Annotated in this window: 16 protein-coding genes and 1 pseudogene; 11 read left to right on the top strand and 6 right to left on the bottom strand. The window is 43.0% G+C overall.

The window, feature by feature from the left end:
* Nucleotides 1–136: 136 nt before the first annotated feature.
* On the top strand, nt 137–1321 hold the full coding sequence (locus tag NWP21_RS00405) for a glycoside hydrolase family 18 protein (RefSeq protein WP_348519740.1): 1185 nt from the start codon (nt 137–139) through the stop codon (nt 1319–1321).
* A gap of 191 nt (nt 1322–1512) precedes the next feature.
* On the opposite strand, the gene NWP21_RS00400 is transcribed toward NWP21_RS00405, so the two are convergent.
* The gene (locus tag NWP21_RS00400; protein ID WP_280791195.1) at nt 1513–1719 is read right to left on the bottom strand and encodes a hypothetical protein; all 207 of its coding nucleotides are present in this window, start codon (nt 1717–1719) and stop codon (nt 1513–1515) included.
* Nucleotides 1720–2512: 793 nt separating this feature from the next.
* Here NWP21_RS00400 and NWP21_RS00395 point away from each other — a divergent pair.
* The 3 genes from NWP21_RS00395 to NWP21_RS00385 all read left to right on the top strand — a co-directional run bounded on the left by NWP21_RS00395 (nt 2513) and on the right by NWP21_RS00385 (nt 5059).
* Entirely contained in the window at nt 2513–2950 is a 438-nt protein-coding gene (locus tag NWP21_RS00395; RefSeq protein ID WP_271734097.1) for an Hsp20/alpha crystallin family protein, read from the top strand.
* 145 nt (nt 2951–3095) lie between these two features.
* The gene (locus tag NWP21_RS00390) at nt 3096–4286 is read left to right on the top strand and encodes an NAD(P)/FAD-dependent oxidoreductase (RefSeq protein ID WP_271734096.1); all 1191 of its coding nucleotides are present in this window, start codon (nt 3096–3098) and stop codon (nt 4284–4286) included.
* Nucleotides 4287–4348: 62 nt separating this feature from the next.
* Nucleotides 4349–5059 (top strand): HAD family hydrolase, encoded by a 711-nt coding sequence (locus NWP21_RS00385; protein WP_280791193.1) that lies wholly within the window; start codon nt 4349–4351, stop codon nt 5057–5059.
* A 5-nt stretch (nt 5060–5064) separates the two neighbouring features.
* Here NWP21_RS00385 and NWP21_RS00380 read toward each other — a convergent pair whose 3' ends face one another.
* The 4 genes and pseudogenes from NWP21_RS00380 to rsmH all read right to left on the bottom strand — a co-directional run bounded on the left by NWP21_RS00380 (nt 5065) and on the right by rsmH (nt 7487).
* Nucleotides 5065–5613 (bottom strand): NUDIX hydrolase, encoded by a 549-nt coding sequence (locus tag NWP21_RS00380; protein ID WP_271734094.1) that lies wholly within the window; start codon nt 5611–5613, stop codon nt 5065–5067.
* 68 nt (nt 5614–5681) lie between these two features.
* A pseudogene (gene folK / locus NWP21_RS00375) lies at nt 5682–6194 on the bottom strand (2-amino-4-hydroxy-6-hydroxymethyldihydropteridine diphosphokinase).
* A 126-nt stretch (nt 6195–6320) separates the two neighbouring features.
* Nucleotides 6321–6491 carry a high light inducible protein gene (locus tag NWP21_RS00370; protein ID WP_271734084.1) on the bottom strand — a complete coding sequence of 57 codons (171 nt, stop codon included), beginning with the start codon at nt 6489–6491 and terminating at the stop codon, nt 6321–6323.
* Nucleotides 6492–6602: 111 nt separating this feature from the next.
* Complete coding sequence (rsmH, locus tag NWP21_RS00365) at nt 6603–7487, bottom strand: 16S rRNA (cytosine(1402)-N(4))-methyltransferase RsmH (protein ID WP_280791192.1); 885 nt, start codon at nt 7485–7487, stop codon at nt 6603–6605.
* Between the two features lie 225 nt (nt 7488–7712).
* On the opposite strand from rsmH, the gene NWP21_RS00360 reads away from it, so the two are divergent.
* From NWP21_RS00360 to NWP21_RS00330, 7 genes are all read left to right on the top strand, one after another.
* Nucleotides 7713–8897 (top strand): NAD(P)H-quinone oxidoreductase subunit H, encoded by a 1185-nt coding sequence (locus NWP21_RS00360; RefSeq protein WP_271734082.1) that lies wholly within the window; start codon nt 7713–7715, stop codon nt 8895–8897.
* A gap of 160 nt (nt 8898–9057) precedes the next feature.
* The gene (locus NWP21_RS00355) at nt 9058–10611 is read left to right on the top strand and encodes a GTP-binding protein (protein ID WP_280791191.1); all 1554 of its coding nucleotides are present in this window, start codon (nt 9058–9060) and stop codon (nt 10609–10611) included.
* 109 nt (nt 10612–10720) lie between these two features.
* Nucleotides 10721–12448 carry a serine/threonine-protein kinase gene (locus NWP21_RS00350; protein WP_280791190.1) on the top strand — a complete coding sequence of 576 codons (1728 nt, stop codon included), beginning with the start codon at nt 10721–10723 and terminating at the stop codon, nt 12446–12448.
* Between the two features lie 298 nt (nt 12449–12746).
* A complete protein-coding gene (locus NWP21_RS00345) occupies nt 12747–13004 on the top strand; it encodes a hypothetical protein (protein ID WP_280791189.1) in 258 nt (85 codons plus the stop codon).
* A gap of 3 nt (nt 13005–13007) precedes the next feature.
* On the top strand, nt 13008–13172 hold the full coding sequence (locus NWP21_RS00340) for a hypothetical protein (protein ID WP_280791188.1): 165 nt from the start codon (nt 13008–13010) through the stop codon (nt 13170–13172).
* An 11-nt stretch (nt 13173–13183) separates the two neighbouring features.
* Entirely contained in the window at nt 13184–13372 is a 189-nt protein-coding gene (locus tag NWP21_RS00335; protein ID WP_280791187.1) for a type II toxin-antitoxin system HicA family toxin, read from the top strand.
* 2 nt (nt 13373–13374) lie between these two features.
* The gene (locus tag NWP21_RS00330; RefSeq protein WP_280791186.1) at nt 13375–13587 is read left to right on the top strand and encodes a type II toxin-antitoxin system HicB family antitoxin; all 213 of its coding nucleotides are present in this window, start codon (nt 13375–13377) and stop codon (nt 13585–13587) included.
* A 47-nt stretch (nt 13588–13634) separates the two neighbouring features.
* Here NWP21_RS00330 and NWP21_RS00325 read toward each other — a convergent pair.
* Nucleotides 13635–13922 (bottom strand): DUF2887 domain-containing protein (locus NWP21_RS00325; protein ID WP_280791185.1); only part of this gene is annotated, 288 nt, incomplete at its 5' end.

Below are 13922 nucleotides of genomic sequence, written 5' to 3'. Positions count from 1 at the left end.
AAATCAAGCATAATTTGCTGTCTAATTATTTAATACAGCAACTCAAACGCCCAAGTATTCCTATGTGCTTGGTTTAATTGAAATTGTCCCGTGGCGCGGCTCCCTCCGCTCCCTATTTGTGCCAGTTGCGTAAGTCCTGTACTTCACGGGAGATTTTAACTATCTCACCTTTGCCAATGACCATGATGTAGCTAGTCCCACAGCTCACAGTCAGTTCCGTAATCTGAAAATCTATGAGAACACTAACAACGTCAGCATTCTAGGTGGATATATAGGCTCTTGGAATCTTAATGGCGATACTTCAGTAGATGCTCCATTTAATAAACTCACACATTTGTTCTATTCCTTTGCTGATGTCAAACCAGATGGTACAGTTACACTACCTCAAGATGCAGCAGGTGATATCGCCAAACTTCAAGAAATTAAGGCTCAAAATCCCAACCTGAAAATAATGCTTTCCATTGGCGGGGCAATGGAACCAGATTTTACATCTGCTGTTGGTGATAACTCTACGTCCACAACGAGAGAAAATTTTGTCAACACTGCTATCCAATTGATGAATACTCATGGTTTTGACGGTCTTGACATAGATTGGGAATCTCCTAAGCAGACAGAAAATCAGGAATACCTTGACTTACTGAAAAGATTAGATCAAGCACTTCCTACTGGTAAGCTATTAACTACTGCAACTATGGCTTCGCAGTGGTATTTGGAAGGAAGCGGCGATTACAAGTTAGCCGCAGATTTGAATTGGAACGGAACTACTCAGTCTGTTTTGGCACATACTTCTGATATTGTTGACTTTATCAATGTTATGAGCTACGACTACAAAGGTACTTGGGCTGCTGATAGGACAACTGGACATCAGGCTGCTTTGGGGAATACTACTACACCCGATACTGTTGCTTGGGCAGTTGATTATTATAAAACAAAAGGTGTTGATCCTAAAGATATTGTAATGGGTCTTCCTCTCTATGGTCGCACCTGGACTGGAGTTGAACCTGGTAGCAACAATGATGGGCTATTCCAGTCGGGTACTCCTACCCTAAGTGACGGTATTACCTATAGGGAACTCTATAATAAATTGGGAACCAATGGATATCAATATTTCTGGGATGATAGTGCCAAAGTGCCTTACATCTACAGTGATGAACAAAAAGTTTTCCATACCTACGAAGATACAAGATCAATAGGAGCGAAAACAGATTACGTCAAAGAGCAGGGAATTGGTGGTGCATTCTTCTGGGAAATTCCAGGTGATTTACCCATAAATAATAGTAATTCTCTAATCAATGCTGCGGCTACAAATTTGTTTGTTTAGTACTTTAATATACCTCTAGCTACGGGCGCTGGTAAAGCTGGGGGATTCTAAGCTCGACCTGAGCAAATTTGATTCTGATGCTTTAGGTTCTGCCCAACCAGTAGCATTAGCACAGCTTTCTTCTGGACTCAATCTCACTAACCAAGACTTTCTTGTTAGTTGGAGTTAATTGGACTTAGCGATCGCTTTATTCACAAGCGATCGCATATCCTACAGTCAAAGAATCCTGACAAATCAGATTGTAGAGTAGAGTGGGTAATGAGCGGTGCCGATCGCCTTACCCACTCTATAAATGTGATGGCGATCGCCTCATGCAATGGATGATGGTTTTCCACAACAGGCGATCGCACTGTTGGAATTGCCAATGAATCCCAGGGTACCAATGGGTAAATACTCAAGGTTCTACCACCTACCTGTAAACGTTAAGTTTAGTATCAAAGTCAGGTACTCTTGATTTAACAATGATATATTAATAATTGAAGCTAAAGAGCTTCCCTGGCAGATTCAACAGCCAATGTTCAGTTCACAAAGAGGTAAAAGCGCTGTTCTATTCTAATCTGTCTCGTCAACCGAACACAACACCCAACTGGAAAGCTGATATTTCCTCAGATTGGTAAACAGGGGGTTATGCCACTGATAGTTTAGTCAGGGTCACCCTAGATAGTCTGATAAATGAGAGGAAATAATAAGGTGAGTAGGAGCTTGGGTGTTGTTGTGTGCAAGATTTTCACCTCAGAGGTTATTTTATAACTTTTGAAAAGGGAACAGGGAACAGGGAACACCGGAACAGGGAACAGAGAATAGGGACTAGGGACTAGGGAACAGGGAACACCGGAAAACCGGAAAACCGGAACACACCGAAGCAACAAAATCAAGCCCCATTCCCTGGTGAAGGGAAAGATGAGGGTGGGGTCAAATAATATTCGATACACTAATCATAACTTTTAAAACATCCTCTCAAGAAGTCGGGGATATAATCCTGTTGACTACTCTGGTAATTTCGGTTTACCGCACCTAAAAAATAGAGAAAACCCTAACATTTATTATCGCCAAATTATGGGCGGTAATCATCAATTATGCCGTCGTAAGAACCGAATTTACAGAAATTGTTATCCTGATTAATATTTAAATTAAGCACTAAGACAAGTGCAAAATCAATTAAATAAAAACTACTTAATCGGAGGAATATTTATGTTAGTTCGCTGGAATCCCTGGATGGAAATCGGTACTCTCCACCGTGAAATTAATAGCCTACTTGAAGAAACCAAAGCACCATCTAGACTATTTGAAAGAGGTTTCCATAAAGTTCCTGCTGCGGAAATCTCCGAAACCGATGACGCAGTTAATGTCAAGCTAGAAATACCAGGAATGGACACTAAAGACCTGGATATACAAGTCACAGAAGACACCGTTTATATTACTGGTGAGCGCAAATCGGAAACTAAAACCGAAAATAAAGGTGTCAGCAAGAGTGAATTTTATTACGGTAAATTCCAACGGGCGATTTCTCTACCTACCTTGGTGCAAAATAATAAAGTTAGTGCGGAATACAAGGATGGTATTTTGCACCTGACACTACCCAAAGCAGAAGAAGAAAAGAAAAAAGTTGTCAAGGTAAATCTGCAATAATCCCTGGTTGGTAATTTCCGTCTTCTACCTCCTCCTGCAATCAATTTCAACTTAAACGCCTGGTAATGAGCGCAACCAGGCTTTTTTTGTTTATTGAACATTTATTGATTACACTGAAGTTAGTATTGATGAACCTATAGGAGCCATGACTCAACCAACTTCTAAAATATGTATATTGGGTGGAGGCTTTGGTGGTCTCTATACCGCCCTGCGCTTAAGTCAGTTACCCTGGGAAAAGGGGGAAAAACCGGAAATTGTCCTAGTTGACCAGGGCGATCGCTTTATATTTTTACCATTACTGTACGAATTACTCACAGGGGAAATGCAGACCTGGGAAATTGCGCCCCCCTTTGAGGAGTTATTACAAGGTACAGGGGTACGTTTTTACCAAGGTGTGGTATCGGGAATTGACACCGAGCAAAAACGGGTACAGTTACAGGATGGCCCAGAAATTCCCTATGACAGATTAGTATTAGCTTTGGGTGGAGAAACACCCCTAGATATGGTTCCCGGAGCCGCATCTTACGCTTATCCATTCCGCAACCTCACGGACGCTTACCGGTTAGAAGAACGTCTGCGAGTCTTAGAAGAATCGGACGCGGATAAAATTCGCGTCGCCATTGTTGGCGCTGGTTACAGTGGTGTAGAGTTAGCCTGTAAACTCGCAGATAGATTAGGGAAAAGGGGACGTTTGCGCCTGATTGAAATTGGTGATCAAATTTTACGCACCTCTCCAGAATTTAACCGCCAAGCTGCTACCAAAGCCTTAGAAGCCAAGCAGGTATTTCTAGACTTAGAAACCAAGGTAGAATCAATTGGTGAAGATACCATTTCCCTAGAATATAAAACTCAAGTAGATACAATTCCTGTAGATTTAGTGATTTGGACTGTGGGAACCAGGGTAGCAACCGTAGTCCGCACCCTGAATTTAAAGCAAAATCAGCGCTGTCAAATCACAACTACACCCACCTTACAAGTCTTAGAACATCCAGAAATCTTTGCTTTGGGAGACTTAGCAGACTGTCGTGATGCTGAGGGTCAACAAGTCCCCGCTACAGCCCAAGTTGCTTTTCAACAAGCTGATTATACTGCTTGGAATATCTGGGCTTCTCTGACTAATCGCCCTTTACTTAGTTTCCGTTACCAACAGCTAGGGGAAATGATGGCTTTGGGTAAAGATAATGCTACCCTCACTGGTTTAGGTGTAAAGTTAGATGGACCCTTAGCATATGTTGCTCGTCGTCTAGCTTATCTCTATCGGATGCCTAGTTTAGATCATCAACTCAAGGTTGGTTTTAATTGGCTAGTTCGTCCTATTATAGATACACTATCCTAGTAGTATCTGGTGTCTTCACCAACAACTCAAATCTCATATTTATAATTAATTTACTAGGTTTGATGGAACGACCGAAAGTTATTTTTTTAGATGCTGTTGGTACGCTATTCGGTGTTAAAGGCAGTGTGGGCCAAATTTATAGTCAAATAGCCAAGGAATTTGATGTTGAAGTTTCTGCGGAAATATTGGATACAGCCTTTAAGCAAAGCTTTGCAGCTTCCCCTCCACCCATATTTCCTGATGCACACTTAGATGATCTTTCCCAGCGTGAGTTTGATTGGTGGCAGAAAATTGTCTACAATACTTTTGAAAGCGCCGGGGTTATGTCAGAATTTTCTGACTTTTGCGGTTTTTTTAGTGAACTGTATATTCACTTTGGCACTGGGGAACCTTGGTTCGTTTATCCTGATGTCCTCTCATCTTTGAACCACTGGCGAGAACAGGGTATTCAATTAGGTGTAGTCTCTAATTTTGATTCCCGACTTTTCTCCGTCTTGCAAGGTTTAGAACTGAGTAATTATTTTACATCTATTACCATTTCTACCCAAGCGGGTGTTGCTAAACCTGACCCGCGGATTTTTGCCTTGGCTTTAGCAAAACATCATTGTCCACCTCAAGCCGCTTGGCACATTGGTGATAGTGTTAAGGAGGACTATCAAGGTGCTAAAGCCGCTGGTTTGAGAGGTATTTGGATTAATCGCCAGAAAGTTTCTGAGGAAAAGCCAGAATCTGACCCTATACCCTCTCCTGACCCAGGAGAGGGGGAGATTTGAAGCTGTTAAAGCAAAAAGGGGCGCGCTAGCATAAAACTAGAAATGGTTTTAGCATCTATGGCGTCGCCCTGAAGAATAGCTTTCTCTAGTTCTTCGGGTGTTAATAGTACAGTTTCGATATCCTCATCTTCATCTTTTTTGGGTGGGTTTTCCAGCTTTTCTAAGTCTCGCGCCAGAAAAGCATAGATGATTTCGTCAGAATAGCCGGGGGCGAGGAAAAATTCACCCAGTGTATCCCATTTCTTAGCGCTATAACCTGTTTCTTCCTCAATTTCCCGTTGTACTGTCTTCAGGGGATCTTCGTTGATTTCTACCGTACCGGCGGGAAATTCTAATATTCTTCTCTGAATGGCAAAGCGGTACTGGCGCACCAGTACTAGTTTACCTGTTTTTGTTATGGGTACAGCTAAGGCTCCGCCGGGGTGACGAATGCATTCCCATTCTCCTTCGGCTTTATTGGGTAAACGCAGACGATTGACTTCAAAGTCAAACTTGCGACCTTTATAAAATAAGCACTGTTTTAGCAGCTGTGGTAATTCTCTACCTAGTGGCATAGTAAATTTATTTTATATCTGGATACATATACTAACTGCTGTGAACAAAAACCGTATATTTTTTTTAGTTATTGGTTGGAGAATAAAACTACATCGGCACGGTCTACCTCTTTTACTAGGTTTTTAATCTTAGTTCCAGAAGTCGGCTCTACCCAATGGGGCGCAATTTCGTCCAGTGGTACTAATACAAAGGCTCTAGTAACCATGCGGGGATGAGGAATCTGCAGTTGGGGGGTGTCTATGATGAAGTCATCATATAATAACAAATCTAAATCCAGCGATCGCGTACCCCAGCGCTCTTGACGCACCCGACCAAATTTTGCTTCTGTAGCCAATAAGGTCTACAATAATAAGTCTGGTGACATTTCTACTTGCAAGATGGCGCAGCCATTTAAATAATCCGGTTGGGGCGGACCCACGGGTTTAGTGCGATACCAACTAGATTGAGCTTGTAGCTTGATCCCCGGTGTGGCGGCCAATGTCTCTATAGCTGCTGTTAAAATTTTATAGGAATCGCCAATATTACTACCCAGGGCAATGACACTAAGTTTACCTGGTTTTTTGATGATTGAGTTAAGCATTTGTATGGTATTATAATGAACTACCCAGAGTGGGTAGTTCATCTCAAAAAATAGCCCGCCAACCCATGGTAGCTCTGTTTTGGCGGTGAGTATTTAGTGCTATTTAATTGGGACAAAAGTTAAGTTTTAGAGGATACCCCAAAAGTGGAGAAAGCCCTGACCAGAAAATACTTCAATTAAAGCAGCAGCTGAAAAACCAATCATTGCTAAACGACCGTTCCAGTTTTCGGTTTGGGTAGTAAATCCCCAGTTCCAAGCGTTCCGATTTTCTGGAGCTGGTGTTGTTGTAGTTTTCATCTTTAATACTCCCAGTAGGACTTAACAGAGGTTTTTGTTTTGTCTATTAAGTACTGTAACAGATTTTTTAAAAAGTGTAACAAAAACTTGCAAAAAAGTTTCAAATAGTATTCATAGCCTTTCAGCTATCCTCAACTTAGCGGAACGCGATCGCGGATTCTCAGCCAATTCTTTTTCCTTAGCAGTAATTGGTTTTTTAGTCAAGACATTTAACAAAGGAGAATTGCGGAAATCATGCTTGACGGGGCGGTCTTCCAGACTGTGAAAGCTGATAATGGCAATTCGACCGCCGGGAACCAGAGAATAGGGGGCTTGCTGTAAAAAAGTTGCCAAAGACTGTAACTCATCATTAACCACAATGCGCAAAGCTTGAAAAACACGGGTAGCAGGGTGAATGCGACCATAACGGTATTGACGGGGGACAGCAGAGGCGATCGCCTCTGCCAATTCCGTAGTAGTGTGAAATGGTCGTTTTTCCACAATGCGCCTGGCGATGCGGCGGGATAAACGTTCCTCACCGAACTTAAAGAAAATATCTGCCAACTCCGGCTCATCCCAGTGATTAATCACATCAGCGGCGGTTAAACATTGACCCTGATTCATGCGCATATCCAGATTAGCGGTGTGGCGAAAGCTAAAACCCCGTTCTGGCTGGTCTAAGTGGTAAGAACTCACACCCAAATCAGCCAGGATACCATCAAAAGAGTGGGGAGTATATTGATAAGATGAGAAATTGCCCAGCACAAACTGCACCCGGTCACCAAACTCAGCCAAGTGCTTTTGGGCTGCTAGCAGAGCATCCTGATCTTGGTCAATAGCAGTCAACCGCACATTAGCAGCGGCCTCTAAGATCAAGCGACTGTGGCCACCACCGCCCACAGTTGCATCCAAATAATGGCCACCAGGGCGTACTGCCAACCCATCAATGACCTCTCGGCTTAAAACTGGCACATGAAGAAATTCAGCGCCTACAATTCCCTGAATCTCAAGCTCCATATAATAATAGTTGAAGAAGTGAAACAAATTGAAACATCAAGTAAAATCCCCTCACTAGGACCCATCTCCAACATACTCTGTATGGGTAATAGATGTAGACGCTGCTAGAGCGACTTCTCAAAACTATTTCCCTGACAAACTGATTTTGGCAGACACAAACAATCGAGCCTGGTGGGGATGATGGGGTTGAAGTGGAAATTTTCATAATGGGAGAACACCGAACTTATGGCCAGACTAGAAACCCGCACCGAGCCTATGGTGCTGAATATGGGGCCACACCACCCCTCAATGCACGGGGTTTTGCGGTTAATTGTGACATTGGACGGCGAGGATGTCGTTGATTGTGAACCGGTGATCGGCTATTTGCATCGGGGGATGGAGAAAATTGCTGAGAACCGCACCACTGTAATGTACGTTCCCTACGTCAGTCGGTGGGACTACGCCGCGGGTATGTTTAACGAAGCAGTCACCGTTAACGCCCCGGAACAATTAGCAGGTATAGCCGTACCCAAACGCGCCAGCTATATTCGGGTGATCATGTTAGAACTCAACCGAATTGCTAACCACTTATTGTGGTTTGGTCCGTTTCTGGCTGACGTGGGGGCGCAAACACCCTTCTTCTATCAGTTCCGAGAACGGGAAATGATTTATGATTTGTGGGAGGCCGCCACGGGATACCGGATGGTAAACCACAACTATTTCCGTGTGGGTGGCGTAGCAGTTGATTTACCCTATGGTTGGGTTGATAAATGCTTAGATTTCTGTGACTATTTTCTCCCCAAAGTTGACGAGTACGAGCGCTTGGTTACCAATAATCCCATTTTTCGCCGGCGGATTGAGGGTATTGGTACCATCACCCGGGAACAAGCCATTAACTGGGGATTATCTGGCCCCATGTTACGCGGCTCTGGGGTAAAATGGGACTTAAGGAAAGTTGACCACTACGAGTGCTACGACGATTTTGATTGGGATGTGCAATGGGAAACCGCCGGGGATTGTTTAGCCCGTTACATGGTGCGGATGCGGGAAATGCGCGAATCGGTGAAGATTATTCGCCAAGCAATTCAAGGACTACCAGGGGGACCCTACGAAAACCTGGAAGCCAAGCGCATGGCAGAGGGGAAAAAATCTGAGTGGTATGGCTTTGATTATCAATACATTGGGAAAAAAGTTGCACCTACTTTTAAAATGCCCAAAGGCGAAATCTATTCCCGTGTGGAAAGCGGTAAAGGTGAACTGGGAATTTATCTTGTCGGTGATGATCATGGCTTCCCTTGGCGGTGGAAAATTCGCGCCGCTGACTTTAACAACCTGCAAATTGTCCCGGAACTCCTACGAGGGATGAAAGTTGCAGATATTGTGGTTATTCTTGGTAGTGTTGACGTGATCATGGGATCTGTGGACAGATAGTACACTGGAGAGGGGATTGGGGACTGAGCATTAGTTTCTACCTCATATCCCTCCCCGGAGATTGACAATGTTGTTCATCCCTGTGTGTCTGTATACCCAAACCCCAAAAAAAACTCAAAACATCAGCCAATTGAACACCCACTAACTAACTGTGCCATCTATGCCTTTGTCGCGTATAGTCACCCTAATTGTAGGTTTAATCGTCATTTTGGGCTTAAGCCTCTGGTTGATTGACTCACTGTCTCGGCTTTACTGGCAGTTGTCCTATTCGCCACTGCTGGGTAATTTGCTGCTGTTGTTGTTGGTTTTATTGATTGGGGGGTTGGTTGCGGCTTTTGTTTATTATGTATTGATACTTCAAGCCGGGGAAAGGCGATCGCACCGCCCAGCCCGACGAGTTACGGCTGCAGAAATTCCCGCTGCTAAATCTGATGCGGCTTCGAGTACATTAAAAGCTGTTAAACAACAGGTAGCCCAAATTCAAGATGAAGTCGCACGACAAGCTTTATTAAGTAAATCCCGAGAAATTGAAGTTAATCTGGCACGGGGTGAAATTCAAGTAGTTGTCTTTGGTACAGGTAGTGCTGGTAAAACTTCTTTAGTTAATGCCATTATGGGGCGCATAGTCGGTCAGGTAAATGCGCCCATGGGGACTACCCAGGTGGGGGAAACTTATTGTTTGCGGTTGAAGGGATTACAACGCAAGATTTTAATTACCGATACTCCGGGGATTTTAGAAGCCGGGGTGGAGGGAACCGAACGGGAACAATTAGCGCGGGAACTGGCAACTTCAGCAGATTTACTGTTATTTGTGGTAGATAATGATTTGCGACGTTCTGAATATGAACCCCTACGCAGTTTGGCGGAAATTGGCAAGCGATCGCTGTTGGTTCTCAATAAAACTGATTTATATACAGATGAAGATCAAGAATCTATCCTGGCTCGGTTACGTCAACGGGTACAGGGATTTATTGCCGCCAATGATGTGATTGCGATCGCGGCTAATCCCCAAACGGCAAAACTAGAAACTGGCGAAACCCTACAGCCAGAAGCGGATATTATCCCCTTGCTGCGACGGATGGCGGCGATTTTACGGGCTGAGGGTGAGGATTTGGTAGCGGATAATATTCTTCTGCAATCCCTACGCCTGGGAGAAGAGGCGCGAAATTTGATTGATGTCCAGCGTCGTCGTCAAGCTGACAAAATAGTTGATCGCTTTGGCTGGATTGGGGCTGGTGTGGTATCAGTTACACCTCTACCAGTAGTAGATTTACTGGCAACTGCCGCTGTGAATGCTCAAATGGTGGTGGAGATTGGCAGAGTCTACGGCTGTGAACTGAACATGGAACGGGGTAAAGAGTTAGCCCTTTCCCTCGCCAAGACCATCGCTAGTTTAGGTATAGTCAAAGGTGCAATTCAATTAATATCTACAGCTTTACAATTTCATGTAGCCACCTTTGTCATTGGTAGGGCAATTCAAGGAGTAACGGTAGCTTATTTAACACGGATTGCGGGGAAAAGTTTTATTGAGTATTTTCGCCATGACCAAGATTGGGGTGATGGTGGTATGACTGAGGTAGTCAAGGAACAATTTAAATTAAACCGCAGGGATGAATTTATCAAAGCTTTTGTGCAAGAAGCGATCGCGCGGGTGGTCAAACCCTTAACAAATAACACCCAGGTGATTTCACAGGACGAAGAAACCAAAGGATAAAGCTACTGGGCTTTCAAAAATGGACGCTAGCATGATTTATTTCCCAGACTTCCGGAAAAACGCTTGATCTAGCGAAACATATGATAAGGCCTTATTTAGTAACCAGCTCATGAATGATCACATGATCGGTAAAGTACTACAAGCACGTTACCAAGTTATCCAAAGTCTGGGTGCAGGGGTATTTGGCGAAACATACATCGCCATAGATAGAGACCACCCGGGAAATAGCAAATACACGATTAAACAGATTAACGGTGAGCAATTCCCCCCTACCTACTTAGACAGTTTAAGATTTTGCTTTCTCAATGAAACAGGAACTCTGCAGCGTCTAGGAAGCCATGGTCAAATTCCCCAGTTTGTCGCCTATTTTGAAGAAAATGGGCATTTCTACTTAGTACAGGAATTTGTAGAGGGACATTCCCTGAGTCAGGAATTACCCATCAAGCATTCCTGCGGAGGTCTGTGGACGGAAACCGAAGTTATAGAATTGTTAGAAGATACCCTAGGTATTTTAGATTTTGTTCACTCTCAAGGTGTGATCCATTGCCATATTAAGCCCGAAAACTTGATTAGACGTACTCTTGATGGCAAATTAGCTTTAATCGACTTCGGTTTAATCGAGTCAGTTGATTTAGGCGCATATGGGGAGCTACCTATTTATGACCTTCCTGTAAACGCCCTGGGGTACATATCGCCAGAGCAATTTATTGGTCAAACCCTGCCCAATAGTGATATTTATGCTTTGGGTATGATTGCCATTCAAGCCTTAACAGGACTAGAACCACTGCAATTAAAACTAAATGTTGGAACCGGTGAGATTATCTGGCGGACTGAAGATATATCAGTGAGTGATCAGCTAGCTGCTATTCTCAGTAAAATGATTTGCTATGATTGCCGCGATCGCTTTCAGTCGGCGGCTGAAGTCTTATATACCCTTGATCAAGTCTTCAACGCCCCGAAAATACCCCTTCAACTCCATCAAATCATCAGGGCTGAAAATCAGGATACACAACCACAACCTACTTTTGCCACATCGTCCCCAGTATTTTCAGGGATGAAAGTAGGCTTGGCGGCTAATTCCTTATTAGTGGGATTAGCAGCATGTTCTTTAATGGATAATTCTCCTGCATATTCCCATAAAGGCAGATTACATATAGCCATAAAAGAATATCAAACAGGCAATTTTCAAGGAGCGCTGGCGTTAGCTGAATCAATTCCTGCTTACAGCAATGTTTACCCGGAGGCTCAAGCTAATATAGAAGAATGGCAGGGTAAATGGCCATTGGCGGCTGAACAATACGAAATTGCCCAACAAGCCCTGAATGAGGAGAGATGGTCAGATGTTTTAAGTGTGCAGGCGAAATTACCAGATATTTTATATTGGCAATCTAAAGTAGAGAAACTGGTGGAGCAAGCACGAGCCAACATTGCCATACAAACACACGATTTGTTATCAAAAGCCTATGCAAAAGCTGTAGATAGAGAATTTTCAGCGGCTATAGAATATCTGCGTCAAATTCCTCCCGACAGTACTGCTGGTACTTTAGTTCAAGAGAAAATAGCCGAGTATGACCAAAAGCGGCAGATTAGAGCGGCTTATTTTTTACATCGTGCCAATATCAAAGCATCTGTTGGCGACTTTAGTGGCGCTATCCAGTTTTTGCGTAAAATTCATAAAAGTAGTTCAGTTTACCCCCAAGCTCGGGCTAAACTGAATGAATATACCCAACAGCAGCAACTGCATGATCGAGGTGTAAATATGGCGTTGAATTCCTTGACCGCTAAAAATGACAATTTTCATCCAGAAAAGCAGCTGCAAGAGATAAATATTCGTTAGATAATTGCCTTGGCTGGTTCTGGTAACGGGCTTTAATTACTTGTTGATCATATGGCTTGGTGATAAAAGTCCATTACCCGTGAATATTTTTGTCAATTAAATAAGGCATTGCTTGCTGTTAATACTCCCATGACTCGTGGGATTATGCTGTGAGTTTTAGATCCCAGACTTCTTCAAGAAGTCCAGGATCTATATTTTTAACTACCAATTAAAAAAAAGTTTTTCTGTAGAGATTATTTTGGTAACAATATATGGGAAAATTCCTATATAACACTTGGGTATCTGTTCGGGGATAAAAATGATAAAAACCACCAGCGCCACCCCCGGCTCCATTGTAACTTGTCGTAGTCGGCAATGGGTGGTTATACCAGACGAAAATCAAGACCTAATTCGCCTCCGTCCCCTGAGTGGTAACGAGGAGGAAATAGTTGGTATTTATAGACACCTAGGGTTAGAAAAGGTAGAACCTGCAAGATTTCCCCCTCCCGATGCTCACAGTATTAAAGACCACACTGCGCTCACCGACTGCGATCGCAGTTATTCAATAACTCCCTAGGTTATGGAAGAAGTCGGGTATCTGAACACCCACGCAAGATTTAAGCTCCCCGAATGCGATCGCAATTATTCAACACCTAACCAGGTTATAGAAGAAGTCGGGGATCTGAACACCCTCGTGAATTTATTTGGTAATGTTGTGGAGAATAAACCAAAAGGCAGTGTATGATAGCATAAAAGATGAAAGTTTATGAAATTATCAAAATATTAGAAGCAGATGGATGGTATTTAGCAAGAACTAAGGGGAGTCATGGTCAATATAAACACCCTAGTAAACCCGGAACAGTTACCGTTCCAGGTAAACCTTCCAAAGATTTAGCAATTGGAACTCTCAAAAGTATTCTTAAACAATCACAATTGGAGAAATAATAATGCGTTACGCAATAATTATTGAAAAAGCTCAAGGAAATTACTCTGCTTATGTACCTGACTTACCTGGATGTGTAACTGTTGGTGACACAATAGAAGAAGTTAAACAAAACATTCAAGAAGCAATTGCTTTTCACTTAGAAGCATTAATAGAAGATGGATTAACAATTCCTCAACCACAAACAGAATGTGATTATGTTGATGTGGCTGCATAATTTCATTATCTATCGGTGCGATCGATGTAAGCTGTTGTGCAGCTAAATCAAATAAACAGCATTACCTTTATCGCTTCCACTTCCTCTCTACTCAATGCAGAAAACTTGTAAACAGCAATTGTGGTAATAATATCTATGATTTCAGTTTTCGCTAGTGTCTGGCTTATCTCTAATTCTACCCTCTCTAGTAATTTTTTTGCTTGTGTGGCCATTCTCTCCTCTGAGGCGATCGCCAACTGCATTAAATTAATACCTATTGACAGGGTATTGGGAGATCCTAACTCATCTAGATAAATTCGCTGTACCTGGTCACTATTTAATAAAGTCCGATGGGT

This window comes from Anabaenopsis sp. FSS-46 (genome assembly GCF_029891665.1).
GTDB classification, from domain to species: domain Bacteria; phylum Cyanobacteriota; class Cyanobacteriia; order Cyanobacteriales; family Nostocaceae; genus Anabaenopsis; species Anabaenopsis arnoldii.
The sequence above is the reverse complement of the archived record's forward strand: the minus strand, read 5'-3'. Positions and strand labels throughout refer to the sequence as shown.